The sequence below is a fragment of the Plantactinospora sp. CNZ321 genome, from assembly GCF_004217235.1.
The window spans coordinates 2089192-2104638 of the sequence record NZ_SHKQ01000001.1 but is presented as its reverse complement, the minus strand read 5'-3'; the positions used below and the strand labels follow the sequence as shown (position 1 = coordinate 2104638).

At 72.4% G+C, this 15447-nt stretch carries 12 protein-coding genes and 1 pseudogene; 4 read left to right on the top strand and 9 right to left on the bottom strand.

Translation table 11 applies throughout. The features are described from left to right. Positions 1–302 precede the first annotated feature (302 nt). Positions 303–1292 carry a DUF559 domain-containing protein gene (locus EV371_RS09370; protein ID WP_486484548.1) on the top strand — a complete coding sequence of 330 codons (990 nt, stop codon included), beginning with the start codon at positions 303–305 and terminating at the stop codon, positions 1290–1292. Between the two features lie 135 nt (positions 1293–1427). On the opposite strand, the gene EV371_RS09365 is transcribed toward EV371_RS09370, so the two are convergent. After that, on the bottom strand, positions 1428–3059 hold the full coding sequence (locus tag EV371_RS09365; RefSeq protein ID WP_207230726.1) for a long-chain fatty acid--CoA ligase: 1632 nt from the start codon (positions 3057–3059) through the stop codon (positions 1428–1430). A gap of 67 nt (positions 3060–3126) precedes the next feature. Here EV371_RS09365 and EV371_RS09360 point away from each other — a divergent pair, with 67 nt between their 5' ends. After that, positions 3127–3624, top strand: coding sequence for an NUDIX domain-containing protein (locus EV371_RS09360; RefSeq protein WP_130461703.1), 498 nt, complete (start codon positions 3127–3129; stop codon positions 3622–3624). A 60-nt stretch (positions 3625–3684) separates the two neighbouring features. Here the strand turns inward: EV371_RS09360 and EV371_RS09355 are convergent, their stop codons facing one another. Together EV371_RS09355 and EV371_RS09350 are read right to left on the bottom strand one after the other, a co-directional pair. Next, entirely contained in the window at positions 3685–5316 is a 1632-nt protein-coding gene (locus EV371_RS09355; protein WP_130461702.1) for an MDR family MFS transporter, read from the bottom strand. 188 nt (positions 5317–5504) lie between these two features. Then, complete coding sequence (locus EV371_RS09350) at positions 5505–6053, bottom strand: DJ-1/PfpI/YhbO family deglycase/protease (RefSeq protein WP_130461701.1); 549 nt, start codon at positions 6051–6053, stop codon at positions 5505–5507. A gap of 182 nt (positions 6054–6235) precedes the next feature. Here EV371_RS09350 and rfaE2 point away from each other — a divergent pair. Both rfaE2 and EV371_RS09340 read left to right on the top strand, forming a co-directional pair. Next, positions 6236–8056, top strand: a pseudogene (gene rfaE2 / locus EV371_RS09345) (D-glycero-beta-D-manno-heptose 1-phosphate adenylyltransferase); the annotation flags it as partial. Positions 8057–8277: 221 nt separating this feature from the next. Next, a complete protein-coding gene (locus EV371_RS09340) occupies positions 8278–9261 on the top strand; it encodes a glycosyltransferase family A protein (RefSeq protein ID WP_130461700.1) in 984 nt (327 codons plus the stop codon). On the opposite strand, the gene EV371_RS09335 is transcribed toward EV371_RS09340, so the two are convergent. The 6 genes from EV371_RS09335 to EV371_RS09310 all read right to left on the bottom strand — a co-directional run bounded on the left by EV371_RS09335 (position 9203) and on the right by EV371_RS09310 (position 15447). Beyond that, complete coding sequence (locus tag EV371_RS09335) at positions 9203–10303, bottom strand: glycosyltransferase family 9 protein (RefSeq protein WP_130461699.1); 1101 nt, start codon at positions 10301–10303, stop codon at positions 9203–9205. The genes EV371_RS09340 and EV371_RS09335 overlap by 59 nt on opposite strands. 22 nt (positions 10304–10325) lie before the next feature. Next, positions 10326–10886 carry an Hsp20 family protein gene (locus tag EV371_RS09330; protein ID WP_130461698.1) on the bottom strand — a complete coding sequence of 187 codons (561 nt, stop codon included), beginning with the start codon at positions 10884–10886 and terminating at the stop codon, positions 10326–10328. Positions 10887–10965: 79 nt separating this feature from the next. Next, on the bottom strand, positions 10966–11481 hold the full coding sequence (locus EV371_RS09325; RefSeq protein ID WP_130465773.1) for a DUF2231 domain-containing protein: 516 nt from the start codon (positions 11479–11481) through the stop codon (positions 10966–10968). Positions 11482–11669: 188 nt separating this feature from the next. After that, a complete protein-coding gene (locus EV371_RS09320) occupies positions 11670–13028 on the bottom strand; it encodes an NDP-hexose 2,3-dehydratase family protein (protein WP_130461697.1) in 1359 nt (452 codons plus the stop codon). 107 nt (positions 13029–13135) lie between these two features. Next, entirely contained in the window at positions 13136–14452 is a 1317-nt protein-coding gene (rfbH, locus tag EV371_RS09315) for a lipopolysaccharide biosynthesis protein RfbH (RefSeq protein WP_130461696.1), read from the bottom strand. Beyond that, complete coding sequence (locus EV371_RS09310; RefSeq protein WP_130461695.1) at positions 14449–15447, bottom strand: Gfo/Idh/MocA family protein; 999 nt, start codon at positions 15445–15447, stop codon at positions 14449–14451. The genes rfbH and EV371_RS09310 overlap by 4 nt, the downstream gene beginning before the upstream one ends.

The following is a 15447-nucleotide window of genomic DNA, read 5'->3' as shown; positions in this document are numbered from 1 at the left end:
CGCCGGGACCCACCCGGGTTGTCCACAGGGGGCGGGGTGGGGGTGGAGAGCGGGGGGTTGGGGCGGGATAGTCGGCGGATGGCGGGCTGGGCCAGCTTCCTGAACCGCGTCGTCGTGCAGGAACGCCGGCGGGTCCCCCGCCGCCACCGGCCGAAGCGGGAGGTCCGTGATGCGGCGGGGCAGCGGGGGGGCGTGCTGACGGGCGGCGGGCGAGCGTGCTCGGGCGGGGCAGCGTGCTGACAGGCGGCGGGGCGACGTGCTGACGGGCGGGGCAGCGTGGTGACAGGCGGCGGGGCGACGTGGTGACGGGCGGGGCGAAACGGCGCCCGGGGCTGCGGCGCGAGACAGTGCCCGGGCTGCGCCCGCCGCCGCCACCGGACGCGGACGAGCTGACGTACCTGCGCTGGCTGCAGGACGACGTACTGAGCCGGCGGCAGGCGCTGCGGCAGCTGTCGGCCAAGGCACTGCGCCATCGGCTGACGACCGGCCGGTGGCAGATCATGTCCCCGGGCGTCTACCTCGCACACGACGGCCCGGTGACCCGCGAGCAGCGGCGCTGGGCGGCGGTACTGGCAGCGGGCGCCGGACGACGAGCCGTGCTGGCCGGACTCTCCGCGCTGGAGGTACTCGGGATGCGCGGCTACCACAGCGCGACGCTGCACGTCCTGATCCCCGCACATCGGCAGGACCGCGATCCTCCACCGGGCGTCGTGGTGCACCGTACCCGACATCTGAGCGCCGCCGACGTCCACCGGTTGGGCCAGCCGCCGTGCACGATGCCGGCCCGGTCGCTGCTCGACGCGGCGCAGTGGGCCGCGGACGACGAGCGGGCCCGGGCCATCATCGCCGCCGGTTTCCAGCAGCGGCTGGTCGACGGTCCGGAACTGGACCGCGCCCTGGCCCGGCTACCCCGGCTGCGTCGACGCGGTCTGATCGTGGCGGCGGCCGCCGACGCGCGCGCCGGGGCCGAGTCCGTCGCCGAGTCGGACCTGCTCCGACTCTGCCGGCGGGAGGGCCTGCCGACGCCCAGCCGGCAGGTACGGCGTACCGACTCGCGGGGGCGGCGCCGCTATCTCGACGTCTACTTCGAAGAGTGGAAGGTGATGGTCGAGATCGACGGGGCACAGCATCTGGAGGTACGCCACTGGTGGGCGGACATGCGCCGGCAGAACGACCTGTGGATCAGTGGCATCCGGATACTCCGCTTCCCCGCCTGGCTGGTACGGGACCGCCCGGCCGAGGTGGCCGGACAACTCCGCGCGGCGCTGCTGGCCGCCGGCTGGCGCCCGTGAGAACCGCCGCCGCCGAAGCGTGTCCTTCTGCTGCCTCTGGAGGGGCAGCGGAAGAACACGCACCGGGTGGGTGGGGGGACGCGTGCCGGGTGGGCGGGAGGATACGTAGCGGGTGGGTGGGGGTACGCGTGCCGGTCAGGTCGGCAGCTCGATCACGTCCAGGGCACCGGCGGCGTGGTCGGCGCGGATCCGCTTCTTGTCGAACTTGCCCACCGAGGTCTTCGGTACGGCGTCGACGAACGCCCACCGCTCGGGCAACTGCCACCCGGCCACCCGGTCGGCGAGGAAGTCCCGCAGCTCCTCGGCGCCCACCTCGGCGCCCTCCCGCCGTACCACCGTCGCCAGTGGACGCTCGTCCCAGCGCGGGTCCGGTACGCCGACCACGCACGCCTCCTGCACCGCCGGATGCGCCATCAGCGCGTTCTCCAGCTCGACCGACGAGATCCACTCACCACCGGACTTGATCACGTCCTTGGCCCGGTCGGTGAGGGTGATGAAGCCGTCCGCCGAGAGAGTGCCGACGTCACCGGTACGCAGCCAGCCGTCCCGGAACCTCTCCGGGTCGGGTGCGTCGTCGCCGACGTACCGGCCGGTCACCCACGGGCCGCGGACCTCCAACTCGCCGACGGACGTGCCGTCGGCGGGCATCCGCGCGCCGCCCGGGCCGACGATCCGGGCGGCGACCCCGGCCGGCACCCGCCCCTGGGTGTAGCGGTAGCGCCAGGCCTCGTCCCCGGTCGCCCCGGCCGGTGTCCGGGCCACCGAGCCGAGCGGTGACATCTCGGTCATCCCCCAGGCGTGGATGACGTCGATCCGATGCCGCTCGGCGAAGGCGTGCATCAGCGCGGGCGGGCAGGCCGAGCCGCCGACGATCACCTCGGTCAGCGAGGAGGTGTCGACCTCGTTGGCGTCCAGGTAGTTGAGCAGGTCGGTCCAGATCGTCGGCACCGCACCGGCCAGGGTCGGTCGCTCGGCGGCGATCATCGCGGCGATCGGCGCACCCTGGAGGTACCGGTCCGGCATCACCAGGGACGCCCCGGAGAGGAAGGCTGCGTACGGGATGCCCCACGACATCGCGTGGAACATCGGCACGATGGCGAGTTCCCGGGTGGTCGGGCCGAGCCCGAACGACTCCGGCAGGCAGATCTGCACCGAGTGCAGCCAGATCGACCGGTGCGAGTAGGCGACACCCTTCGGGTTGCCGGTGGTGCCGGAGGTGTAGCAGAGGGCGGCGGCATCGCGCTCGTCCAGCTCGGGCCAGTCGTACCGGTCCGGCCGGTTCCGCAGCAGGTCGTCCCACCGGTGTACGGCGATCCGCCCGCCCCCGGCTGCCGACAGCGCCGCCGGGTCACCGCCACCGACCACCACCACGTGCTGCACAGTGGACATTTTCGGCAGCGCCTTGGCCAGCAACGGGATCAGCGTCGAGTCGACCAGCACCACCCGGTCCTCGGCGTGGTTGGCGATGTAGGCGACCTGCTCGGGAAGGAGACGGATGTTGAGTGTGTGCAGCACCGCACCCATGCTCGGCACCGCGAAGTACGCGACCAGATGCTCGGCGTTGTTCCACATGAAGGTCGCCACCCGCTGGTCACCGGTGATCCCGAGGTCGTCGCGGAGCGCGTGCGCGAGCCGGGCGGCGGTCGCACCAACCTCGGCGTACGTCATCCGACGGGAGCCGTCGCCCAGCCAGGTGGCCACCTCGGCGGTGCCGTGCACGGTGCTGCCGTGTTCAAGGATGCGGGAAACCAGCAGGGGCGCGTCCATCATCGTGCTACGCATGGACCACAACCTAGTGTCGCAGCTCACACCTGACCACCCGGAAGGCAGCCCGATGAGCAGCAGTATCCCGTGGGCCGATTCGTACCTCGGTCAGCTTCGCTCCCTCGCCGGTGACCGTACGCTGCTGTTCGTCGGCGCCCGGGGCGTGGTACGCGACGAGGCCAACCGGGTGCTGCTGATCGAGCGCTCCGACAACGGTTACTGGGCGCTGCCCGCCGGCGCGTTGGAACTCGGCGAGTCGATCGCCGAGTGTGCGGTCCGCGAGGTCTGGGAGGAGACCGGCCTGACCGCCACCGAGGTCACCCCGTTCGCCATGTACACCGGCCCGGACCGCACCTTCACCAACATGTACGGCCACACGTACCAGCTCTTCGTCGTCGCCTTCCGGGTCGACGCCTGGTCCGGCGTACCGCTCACCAGCACCGACGAGACCACCGACGCCGGCTTCTTCGCGCCCCGGGCGCTGCCCGCGCCGGTCTCCGGCACCGTGCCGGAGACCCTGGACGACCTCGCCGTGTTCGAGCAGACCGGCCAGGTCGTCTTGAAATAGGTCATCCTGAAATAGGAAGGGTGCGACGGGAGCGCAGTCAATTCTCCGATCAGGAAGGCCTCAGATCATCGTCTGGGCGTTCGCCTCCATCTCGGTGGCCGCGTCGCCCTTCCGGTCCCGGGAGAGCCGCTCGCCGGAGGTGGCCGGCGGGGCGCCGCGCAGCTCGTGGTTCGGCATCGCCAGGGTGACGGCCACGGCCAGGAGCGCGACCAGCCCGGCGACCAGGAAGACGGTGTCCAGCGCGTCGACGAACGACTCCTGCACGGCCGCCCGGATCGGCTCCGGCAGCGCCAGGATCCGGGACGGCTCGTTGACCGAGAATTCCGTGCTGGCGCCGGCGAACTGGGCCCGTTGCTCGGGCGGGAGCTGGGCGAACGCGCCGGGCAGCCGGTCGGCCAGCCCGGTGGAGAGGCCGGCGGAGAGCACCGCGCCGAGGATCGCCACCCCGAACGAGCCGCCCAGCGACCGGAAGAAGGTGGCGGCCGAGGTGGCGGCGCCGAGGTCGCGCATCTGGACCGCGTTCTGCACGGCGAGGACCAGCGACTGCATGCAGAGGCCCAGCCCGACGCCGATGACCACCATGTAGGCGAAGGCGTTCCAGAGCGAGGTGTCGACCTGCAACTGCGTGAAGAGCAGCATGCCGGCTACCAGCACGACCGCCCCGGCCACCGGAAACCATTTGTACCGGCCGATCTGGCTCATCGCCCGCCCGGAGAGTACCGAGGTGACGATGACACCGACCATCATCGGCAGCATCAGCAGGCCACTGTCGGTCGGCGACGCACCCTTGACGATCTGGAGATAGAGCGGGATGAAGATGATCGATCCGAACATCACCAGCCCGAGGATGAAGCCGGCGGCGTTGGCCAGCGCGAAGGTGGACCGGCGGAACAGTTTCAGCGGCAGGATCGGCTCGGCCACCCGGGCCTCCTGGACGAGGAAGAGTACGCCGAGCACCGCTCCGGCCGTGAAGAGTCCGATGATCATTCCGGAGCCCCAGGCGTACTCGTTGCCGCCCCAGCTCAGCGCGAGCAGCAGCGCACTCACCCCGGCCACCAGCAGGCCGGCGCCGAGCCAGTCGATGGCGTGCTGCCGGCGCTCGAACGGGACCAGCCGCATCACGTGATAGCAGACGACGATGGCCACCACCGCCAGCGGCACGTTCAGGAAGAAGATCCAGCGCCAGTCGTGCTCGGCGAAGTAGCCGCCGACCAGCGGACCGGCCACCGAGGAGACCCCGAACACCGCGCCGAACAGCCCCTGGTAGCGGCCACGCTCCCGAGGCGTCACCACGTCGGAGATGATCGTGAAGGCGAGGGTCATCAGACCGCCCGCGCCGAGGCCCTGCACCCCCCGGGTGATGATGAGCTGGGTCATGTCCTGCGCGAAGCCGGCGGCCAGCGAGCCGACCAGGAACGTCCCGATGGCGAAGAGGAAGACCGGGCGGCGGCCGAGGAGATCGGCCATCTTGCCGTACAGCGGGGTCGAGGCGGTCGACGCCAGCAGGTACGCGGTGACCACCCACGAGTAGTGGTTGATCCCGCCGAGTTCGCCGACGATGGTCGGCAGCGCCGTACCGACAATGGTCTGATCCAGCGCGGCCAGCAGCATGCCGGTCATCAGGCCGCCCATCAGGAGCAGGATCTGGCGGCGTGTCAGGGCCGGCCGCGTGTCCTCAGCAGCGGTGGTCATAGTGCCTTCTCCCCCTGATGACACAGAAGATGCCTGCCTGGACACGCGCGAGCGGCTCGACCGCACCGCCGGTCCCGGGGCGCGGCCCGTGGGACGCCGGTCCCGGACTCGGCTCGTGACACCGGTCCCGGACTCGGCTCACCGCCGGGCCGGGACCGGTGATGGTGCCGCAGGGGTCGGTCAGAGTGTCAGTGCCGGCCCTCGGCGAGTTCCTCCACGAGCTTGGCGCAGAACGCCGGCAGGTCGTCCGGCTTGCGGCTGGTCACCAGGCCGTTGTCGACATGGCACTCCTCGTCGACCCAGTGCGCGCCCGCGTTCGACAGGTCGGTGCGCAGGCTGGGCCAGGAGGTGAGGGTACGGCCCTTGACCACGTCGGCGTCGATCATCGTCCACGGCGCGTGGCAGATCGCCCCGACCGGCTTGCCGGCGTCGAAGAACGCCCGGACGAATCGGACCGCGTCCGGGTTCGTCCGCAGGGCGTCCGGGTTGGCCACCCCACCGGGCAGCACCAGGCCGTCGTAGGCCGCCGGGTCCGCCTCGGCCACGGTCGCGTCGACGTCGTACGTCCCGGACTTGTCCAGGTGGTTGAAGGCCTGGATCCGGCCGCCCTTGAGGGAGACCAGTTCGACCCGGCCGCCGGCCGCCTCGACCGCCTCCCGGGGGCGGGTGTACTCGACCTCCTCCACACCGTCCGTGGCCAGGAAAGCGATGCGCTTGCCCTGCAAGGTCGCGGTCATCTCGGTTCTCCTTTCCAGGGGGAAACGGGGGTTAATGTTCCGACGAACCGTTTGGTCGCATCCCGTGGAAAAGACGTTCCCGGTACGCCCGGTGCCAAACCCGCCGTACGGCCACCGCCGCACCCCCGGCGGGGTACCCGGGACCAGGTTTGCCCGGCCGGGCACCGGGGACCCGCAGCAACATGGCGACAGACGCAGCGGAACAGCGCCGGTTGGCCTCGGTGGTGGAGAGCTGGCTCGGCAGGGGCGTACTGGTGGTCGGCGACGCCATGCTGGACGAGTGGCGGTTCGCCGAGTCGGACCGGCTCTGCCGGGAGGCGCCGGCACCGGTGTTGACCCTGCGCCGCCGGCTGACCGCGGCCGGCGGCGCGGCGAACACCGCCGTCAACCTCACCGCCCTGGGCGGCCTGGCGGCGCTGGTCGCCCCGGTCGGCGCGGACGTGGCCGGTGACGAACTGCACGACTGCCTGGACCGGGCCGGCGTCTGGGACCGGACCATCAGCCAGCCCGGCCGGCCGACCCCGGTGAAGCGGAGACTGCTCGCCGCCGACCAGATCCTGCTCCGGGAGGACGAGGGCGACGCCGACGAGACGCTGCCCGAGGAGGGCGTACAGCGGATGCTCAACGCGCTCGCCCGGGCGACCGAGGAACTGCGGGCGGACCGGGACGGCCAGCCGCCGACCCTGGTGGTCTGCGACTACGGCCTGGGTGCCCTGCCCGAGGCGGTACGAAGCTGGCTGGTCCGGCACCGCGACTCCTTCGCCACCGTCGCCCTGGACGCGCACGATCTGGCCTACTGGCGCGGGCTCGCCCCGACCGTGGTGACCCCGAGCTTCGCCGAGGCGACCCGGCTGCTCAACGACGCGGTCACCGCCGGCCCGGCCAGCTCTTCGGCGGTCGCCGGCATCCGGGTCAGCGTCGCCGAGGATGGCACGACAGCCGTCACCGGCGGGCCCGTCCCGGCCGCCGCTGCCGCTGGTGCCGAGGAGGGTGGCCGGGACGGTGACGGCTCCGCCGCGCCGGACGGTACGCCCCCGGGTGGCGGCGACGGTGCCGGTCCGGTCGGCGGGGACGGCCTCACGGTCACCAGTGACGAGATCGGGGTCTCGGGTGACGACATCGTGGTGGCCGGTGACGAGACGTCGAGTGCCACCGCCGGGCGTCCCGTCGCGGCCGGCGGCGTCAGCCGGGCGCTGGTCGCCCAGGCCCGCCTCGCCGAGCTGCGGGAACGCACCGGTGCGGACGTGGTGGCGGTGACGTTGGACGCCGAGGGTGCCGTGGTGGGCGGGGCCGACGGGCGGTCCCGGCGCAGCCACGCGACTCCGGTACCGGCGAGTTACGCCGTCGGTGCCGGTGACGCGTACCTGGCCGCGATGACGCTGGCGCTGGCCGCGGGCGCGCCGCTGCCGACCGCCGCCCAGTTGGCCCAGCTCGCCGCGACCACCACCGTCTCGGACACCGGCACCTGTGTCTGCCTGCGGGAGGACCTGATCGCCGCGCTGGGCTCGGTCGACGAGGCCCCGGCCCGGATCGTGCTCGACCGGGACGCGCTGGTCGAACTCGTCGAGCGGCACCGGGCCGAGGGGCGGACCGTCGTCTTCACCAACGGTTGCTTCGACGTACTGCACCGGGGGCACGTACGCTACCTCGACCAGGCACGCGACCTCGGCGACCTGCTGGTGGTGGCGGTCAACTCCGACGAGAGCGTACGACGGATCAAGGGCACGGACCGGCCGGTGAACCCGGTCGAGGACCGGGTGGCGGTGCTCGCCGCACTCTCCTGTGTGGACCACGTGGTGGTCTTCGAGGAGGACTCGCCCACCGCGCTGATCGAGGCGATCCGCCCCGACGTCTACGTCAAGGGCGGCGACTACCCGCCGGACATGGTCCCGGAGGCACCCCTGGTACGCCGGCTCGGCGGTGAGGTCCGCACCCTCGGCTACGTACCGGACCGGTCCACCTCGGCGGTGATCGAGCGGATCCGCTCGCACGGCGACGCGGCCCGTGGGGCGGTGCGCACCAGCACGCTGCGTCGGCGCGGAACGGCGCAGACGGCCGGATCGCCGCAGACGGGCGGGACGACGCGGACGGCTGGGACGGCGGCCGGATCGCCCCAGACGGGTGGGACGGCGGAGACGGCCGGATCGGTGCAGACGGCCGGATCGGTGCAGACGGCCGGATCGCCGCAGACGGGCGGGACGGCGGCCGCGTCGAGTCGCCGGGCGTGAACGCCGGTTCACACTCCGATCGGGCCGGTGCGGGGGTCAGGACGGTCACCCGGCCGCTCGACCCGGGCAGTGCGGCCCAGTTCCGTACGCCCCGGCTGCTGGACGTGCTGGTGCCGACCCGGAACCGACCCGCCGAACTCGCGGTCACCCTGGCCGGGCTGGCCGCACAGCGCCCCGCCGAGGTCGACGGGCAGGCCACCGACCGGACCGGCTCGGACGGCTTCGGGGTGGTGGTCAGCGACCAGTCCGACGGAGAGCCGGGCTGGGCCGAACCGGCGGCTGCGGCGATGGTCCGGGTACTCCGGCACCGGGGACACCCGGTGCTGCTCACCCGGCGGCTGCCCCGGCGGGGCCTGGCCGAGCACCGCGCCTATCTGCTGGACGCCTCGGCGGCCCGGTACGTCCTCTTCCTCGACGACGACGTCTGGCTCGAACCCGGCACCGTCGACCGGCTGGTCACCGCGATCCGGGAACTCGACTGCGGCTTCGTCGGCAACGCGGTGCACGGACTGTCCTACCTGGGCGACGTCCGGCCGGAGACCCACCGGCACTACGTGGAGTGGGACGGCCGGCCGGAGCCGGAGCGCCTCCGCCCCGGCGCGCCGGAGTGGGACCGGGCGCAGATCCACTCGGCGGCGAACCTGCTGCACGTGACGGAGGCCCGCCGGCTGCCGGCCGGACAGTGGCGGGCATACAAGGTCTCCTGGATCGGCGGCTGTGTCCTCTACGACCGGTCCCGGCTGCGCGCGGCGGGCGGCTTCGACTTCTGGCCCCGGCTCGACCCGGGGCACCAGGGCGAGGACGTGGCCGCCCAACTCGCCGTGCTGGCCCGGTACGCCGGAGCCGGCGTGCTGCCCAGCGGGGCGTACCACCTGGAGGCGCCGACCACGGTGACCGAGCGGACCATGGAGGCCTGGGAGGTCACCGTCGGGTCAGATCGGCCACCGCCGCCAGCACCTCCACCACCGGTACGTCGGTGACGAACGAGACCTGGTGCGGGCAGGCCGGGCCGCCGCCCCGGGCCGGATAGATCTCCCGGCTGCAGTCCTGGCCGCAGGTCGGGCAGTTGAGGGTCCACGAGGCGATCGGCCGGTGCCGGGCGCGCAGCGGCACCGCGCAGTTGATCATGTTGCCGACCCAGAAGATGCCGACCGTCGGGATGTCCAGCGCGGCGGCGACGTGCACCGGCCCGGTGTCGTTGGAGACCACCACCTCGCAGCCGGCGTAGCAGCCGATCAGGCCGCCGAGCGACAGTTCGCCGACCACCGAGCGGACCGGCCGGCGGGCCGCCGCCACCACCTCCCCGGCGAGTTCCCGCTCGCCCGGGGTGCCGGTCACCAGCACCTCGTAACCGTCGTCGACGAGGTGGTCGGCGACCTCGGCGAAGCGCTCCGGCGGCCACCGGCGGCGCGGGTCGCTGGCACCGGGATGCAGGGCGATCCGGGGGCCCGCCGGCTCGCCGAGCACCGTACGCGCCTCGGCCAGGTCCGCCTCGGTGGCGACCAGCCGGGGCAACAGGCCGGTAGGGCTGGCGCCGACCAGGCCGGCGACCTCCAGGTATCGGACCACCTCCGGCTGGTAGTAGACGTACCGGAGCCACCGGTCCAGCGGCGGCGCGTCCTCGGTACGCAGCCCGGCGGTCACCCGGGCACCGAGCCCGGCGACCAACGGGTTGGAGTTGGCCCCGCCACCGTGCATCTGGAGCGCGAGATCGAACCGCTCCCGGCGGGCCGCGGCGAGGAACTCGGGCATCGACTCGGCCGACGGCTCCGGTTCACCCGGCCCGGCCACCCGGATCCCGTGCGCGGGCGGTACCACCAGTACCCGGTCGACCGGGCCGGGACGGTCCCGGAGCAGACGCTCGTGCCAGGGCGCGCCGATCAGCACCAGCTCGGCGTCCGGATAGCCGGCCCGCAACGCGTCGAGCGCCGGCAGCGCGAAGATGAAGTCACCGAGCGCGTTGGCCCGGAGTACGGCGATCCGCTCGACGTCACCGACGAGGTCCCCCACCTTGCCGATCATCGGGTACGGGTCCGCCGCCCGCTCAACCCGTGAAGCCGGACGTCGGGGTGCCGGCGGCGGTGTCCGGCCGGTGCAGTTCCCGGTCGGCGGCCGGGTCCACGGTGCCGGGCGGGACGCCGGCTCCGGCGGTACCCCCGGCGCGCTGGCCCGGGTCGTGGCGTCGGCTGCCGATGGTGATGGTCCGGCGACCCGGCCGGGGTGCCCTCGGCAGCGTGACCGTGAGCAGCCCGTGATCCATCACGGCGTCGATCCGGTCCGGGTCGACCGGCGCCGGTAGGTGCACCCGGTGCTCGAAGGCGCGGGTCTGCGACGCGCTGCCGACCATCCCGTGGTCCGCGTTGACCTCGGCCTCGGAGCGGGCCCGGATGCACAGCTCGCGGTCGTCCAGCTCCAGGGCCACCTCCTCCGGCGCCACCCCGGGCAGCCGGGCCTGCACCGTCCAGCCGTCGTCGACCGGCCTCAGCTCGACGTCGGGTTGCCCGCCCCGTCCGCCGACCAGCCGGCCGAGTTCCGCGCGGAGCGTCTGCAACTCGCCGATCGGATCCCAGCCCCGGTCCCCGGTGCCACGTCCTGGCTCAGTCATGCCGCCGCCTTCCCTCCCATCGTCGTCCGGGCCTTCCCGCCCGGTTCGGCACTCCTCGGGCCGGCCCGCTTCGCCCAGCTCAACGCTCCTCGGGCCGGTCCGCGGCCGCGGCGGCGGTGGCCCGGGGGCGCAGCGAACTCGGCGCGTTCAGGTCCGCATCCGGATCCACCCCGACGCCGAGCCGGTCCACCAGCTCGCCACCGAGCCAGGCGCCGAGCCCGGCGGCGGCGACCGCCACCACCTCGATCGCGACCAGGGCGCCGCCGGCCGCCCGGGTGTCCGCGGCCAACCGCACCGCCCAGACGGCGGCGAAGAGCAGCACCACGGCCAGGTTGGTCGAGGCGTGCGCCACCCCCACCCGCTTGGCCCGGGTCCCGGACGGTATGGCCAGCAGGTCCACCGCGCCGGCCATCGCCGCCAGTAACCCGCCGATCAGGCCGACCAGAATGTTCCAGTACGCCACCTCGCCGAGGAAGGCAGGGCCGCCGGCCACGTCGATGATGTCGAAGATCGTGGCGGACACGAACAGGGCGATCGGGAACATCACCAGCATCGGATGGACCGGGTGCCCGAGCACCTTGATTCGGCTCTCCATCATCGTCGCCTCCCAGGCTCAGCGAATGCCGGCGCCGCGGTCGCTGTAACCGACGCCGTACCCGAATTGTCCGCCCGCAAACCTTCCGTGCCTGGCTCATCCGCTATTTCGGTGCTGAATGCCGCTGCGTGCGGTAGGCAACCGCCATCGCGCACCCCGAGGGGATCGAGCCAAGCTGCCGAAGACCGTCAGCGGCGGGCCACCACGGGTTGGGCCAGGACCCGCCGGCCCAGCGGCTCCGACCCGGTGGCCAGGCAGGTGAGCAGGCAGCGTGCGGCGACGTTGACGTAGTTGCCGTAGCGGACGAAGCCGACAAGCTGGTCGACGGTCATCCAGCAGAAGTCATCCGGTACGTCCAGGTCGAAGTCCTCACCCAGGTCCACCACGATGTACCGGCTCTCCGCGTGGAAGAACCGCCCACCCTCCTCCGAGTGCACCACGTCCACCAGTCGCCGGGACGGCGGCGCGTCGAGGATCTCGGTCAGATAGCGCGGCCAGCGCTCGGCGGGCAGCCCGGCGTAGTTGGCGGGGATGCAGGACACGGTGGGCGCCATCTCGATCACGTCGTGCGTGCCGGCCTCGGTACGCGCGTGCACCAGCACGTGGAACGTCTCCCCGACGTGCCGGCCGAGGAACCCGACGACGCCGCGGCCGCAGGGCTCGATCATCGGCTGCGACCAGCGGCTCACCTCGCGGTTGCTCGCCTGCACGTCCACGCCCATCACCGAGAAGTGCCGGCCCTCCTCGTGCACGACCCGGCCGTCGACGCGCCGCCACCGGGCCACCCGGGACAGCGGCAGCAGGTTCCGGCCCAGGTGGTACCGGGCTCGTGCCTCGGTGAACCAGCTCAGCAGGTGCTCGTGGGAGTGCAGGGGGCGAACCGTGCTGTCGGGCCGGGCTCCCTCCTCGTGAAACAGGAATGGCGCACCCGACAGCACGGTGCGCGCGTCCATGTTGATGAGGTTGGGTGCCTTCAGCAACTCCGCGATCTGCTCAAGGCTGAGCCAGCAGAAGTCCTCACGGGCGGGCACCGGCCCGTCGACCTCGACGATCATGTTGCGGTTCCGCTTGTCCAGGAACCAGGTGCCCTGCTCGGACTGCAACGCGTCGAACACCGCCCGGCCGGGCCGGGGCGCGACGAAGTACTCCAGGTAGGGAACGCTGTCGCCCCGGTGAACCCTGGTGTAGTTGCTGCGCGTCGCCTGGATCGTCGGCGACAACTGGACCAGGTTGATGTTGCCCGGCTCCATCTTGGCCTGCATCAGGCAGTAGACGGTGTCGCCGACCAGCCGGACGAGGAGACCGAGGATGCCGATCTCGGGCTGGAGGATGATGGGTTGCGACCAGGACGACGTCTCCCGGTGGTCGGTGGTAACCGCGAGCCCCTGCACGGAGAAGAACTTTCCGCTCCGGTGAGCGATGTTCCCGGTCGCCGGGTCCGTCTGCCATCCGTCCAGCCCATCCAGTGGCGCCCGGGTCACCTGGTACGCGTTGCGTCGGCTCCGCTCGGCGAACCAGGCGTGGAATTCTGACAGGTCGTGGATCACGAACTACCTCCGGAGGACGGACACGCAGTGGGCCAGCGGACCGGTGGAGAGGGCGGCTGTCACGGGCGGCGCGCGGCCGACGACCTCCCTCGATGGTGGTTCGTCCGTCAGCGGACGACGGCCGGCGTGTGCCGGTAGGCGAACTCGGCGATGGACCCGGCGATGTAATCGATCATCTCGTCGGTCAGCCCGGGGTAGACCCCGACCCAGAAGGTGTCCTCGGTGACGACGTCGGTGTTGGTCAGCTCGCCGGAGACGCGGTGCGGGCGGTCCACGTAGGCCGGATGCCGGGTCAGGTTGCCGCCGAACAGCCGGCGGGTGGCGATCCGCCGCGACTCGAGGAACGCGACCATGTCCCGCCGGGTGTAGCAGGCGTCGGGTCGTACCGTGAGAACGAAGCCGAACCAGCTCGGATCGGCGTTCTGCGTCGGCTGCGGCAGCAGCAGCCCGGGCACGCCGTCGAGGGCCTCACGCATCCGGCGCCAGTTGCGGCGGCGAGCCTCGACGAACTCGTCGATCCGGCGAAGCTGCGCCAACCCGAGGGCGGCCTGTAGGTCGGTCGACTTCAGGTTGTACCCGACGTGGGAGAAGACGTACTTGTGGTCGTACCCGTTCGGCAGCGTGCCGAACTGCTGGTCGAAGCGTTTGCGGCAGCGGTCGTCCTCACCCGGGTCGCACCAGCAGTCCCGGCCCCAGTCCCGCATCGACTCGGCGAGCCGGGCGAGCACGAGGTTGTTCGTCAGGACGCAGCCGCCCTCGCCGGTCGTGATGTGGTGCGCCGGGTAGAAACTGACGGTGGCGAAGTCGCCGAACGTGCCGGTGAGCTGGCCCTCGTAGGTGGAGCCAACCGCGTCGCAGTTGTCCTCGATGAGGAACAGCCCGTGCTCCTCGGCCAACGCGGCCACCTCACGCACGGCGAACGGGTTACCGAGCGCGTGGGCCATCATCACCGCCCGGGTCTTCGGCCCGATGGCCGCCGCCACCCGCTCGGCCGTGGCGTTGTAGGTGCCCAGCTCGATGTCGACGAAGACCGGTACCAGTCCGTTCTGCGCGATCGGGTTCACCGTTGTCGGGAACCCGGCCGCGACCGTGATGACCTCGTCGCCGGGGCGTAGACGATACTCCTCAAGCTGCGGCGAGGTCAGGGTGCTCAGCGCGACCAGGTTCGCCGACGAGCCCGAGTTGGTCAACAGCGCCTTGCGGAGCCCGAAGTACCGGGACAACTCCCGCTCGAACCGCCGCGAGTGCGGCCCCGCCGCGATGCGCAGGTCCAGCGCCGCCTCGACGAGCGCGACCCGGTCGTTCTCGTCCAGCACCGCTCCGGAGGTCAGCAGCGGTGTCACACCCGGGACGAACTCTCCGGGCGGGGACTCACGGTGGTACCGACCCACCAGGTCCAGGATCTGTTTCTTGACTGTTGTCACCGGATCGCCCTTCCGCAACGGGATGCTCTGCCCTCGTCCGCCAGCGCACGGACTCTGTCGATCAACCTCGCCTGCTCGACCGTCACCTCGATGTCCGGTGCGGGGCCGCCGCGGACCGCGGCGACGAACGCCTCGATGGCGCGGGAGTACTGGTCGTCGGGGGGCAGCGTCCGCTCCTCCGCGCCGTCCCCGGTGACCAACCGCAGCACCGGACGGTGGTCGGCCGGCGGGGTGAAGACGTGGTCCACGCTGAGCCGACCGGTGCTGCCGGTGAAGCGGTACCCCGAGGTGTAGGCGTGGCGCAGCCCGAAGGACAGCTCGGCGGTCACCCCGCTCGGCGCGGCGAGGAGCGCGGCGCCACCCACGTCGACCCCGAGGTCCCGGTCGTGCCGCAGGACGGCGCCCCGCACCTCCAAGCCGCCGCCGAGGAAGTGCAACGCGGCGCGGACCGGATAGCCGGCGACGTCCAGGAGGGCGCCCCCGCCCAACTCGGCGCGGTACCTGATGTCGTGGCGCGGGCGGGCCGGGATCGCGAAGGTGGCGGCGAAGGACTGCAGGTCGCCGATCGCTCCCTCGTCGATGAGCCGGCGCACGGCCCGGTGCTGGCCGTGCCACGGAAACATGAAGTTCTCCATCAGCACGACCCCGTGCCGGGCCGCGAGTTCGGCCAGCCGGGCGGTGTCCGCCGCGGAGGTGGTGAGCGGCTTCTCGGCGAGCACGTGCTTTCCGGCGTGCACCGCCTCGGCGATCCACTCCGCGTGCAGCGCGGGCGGCAGCGGCAGGTAGACCGCGTCCACGTCGTCCCGGTCGAGCAGCGACCGGTACCCGTGCACGGGCTCGCCGCCGAAACGTGCGGCGAACGCATCCGCCCGGCCGCGGTCGCGGCTGGCCACCGCGATCAGGCGAACGCCCGGGACACTGGCCACCGCCGGCAGGATCCGGCGGGCGGCCACGTCCGCGCACCCGAGCACGGCGAGCCGCACCTCACCGGTCAT

Coding starts and splice junctions, on each gene's coding strand:
- EV371_RS09365 (WP_207230726.1), bottom strand. CDS start 3,059: ATGGACGCGCCCCTGCTGGTTTCCCGCATCCTTGAACACGGCAGCACC.
- EV371_RS09360 (WP_130461703.1), top strand. CDS start 3,127: ATGAGCAGCAGTATCCCGTGGGCCGATTCGTACCTCGGTCAGCTTCGC.
- EV371_RS09355 (WP_130461702.1), bottom strand. CDS start 5,316: ATGACCACCGCTGCTGAGGACACGCGGCCGGCCCTGACACGCCGCCAG.
- EV371_RS09350 (WP_130461701.1), bottom strand. CDS start 6,053: ATGACCGCGACCTTGCAGGGCAAGCGCATCGCTTTCCTGGCCACGGAC.
- EV371_RS09335 (WP_130461699.1), bottom strand. CDS start 10,303: ATGATCGGCAAGGTGGGGGACCTCGTCGGTGACGTCGAGCGGATCGCC.
- EV371_RS09330 (WP_130461698.1), bottom strand. CDS start 10,886: ATGACTGAGCCAGGACGTGGCACCGGGGACCGGGGCTGGGATCCGATC.
- EV371_RS09325 (WP_130465773.1), bottom strand. CDS start 11,481: ATGGAGAGCCGAATCAAGGTGCTCGGGCACCCGGTCCATCCGATGCTG.
- EV371_RS09310 (WP_130461695.1), bottom strand. CDS start 15,447: ATGACCGGTGAGGTGCGGCTCGCCGTGCTCGGGTGCGCGGACGTGGCC.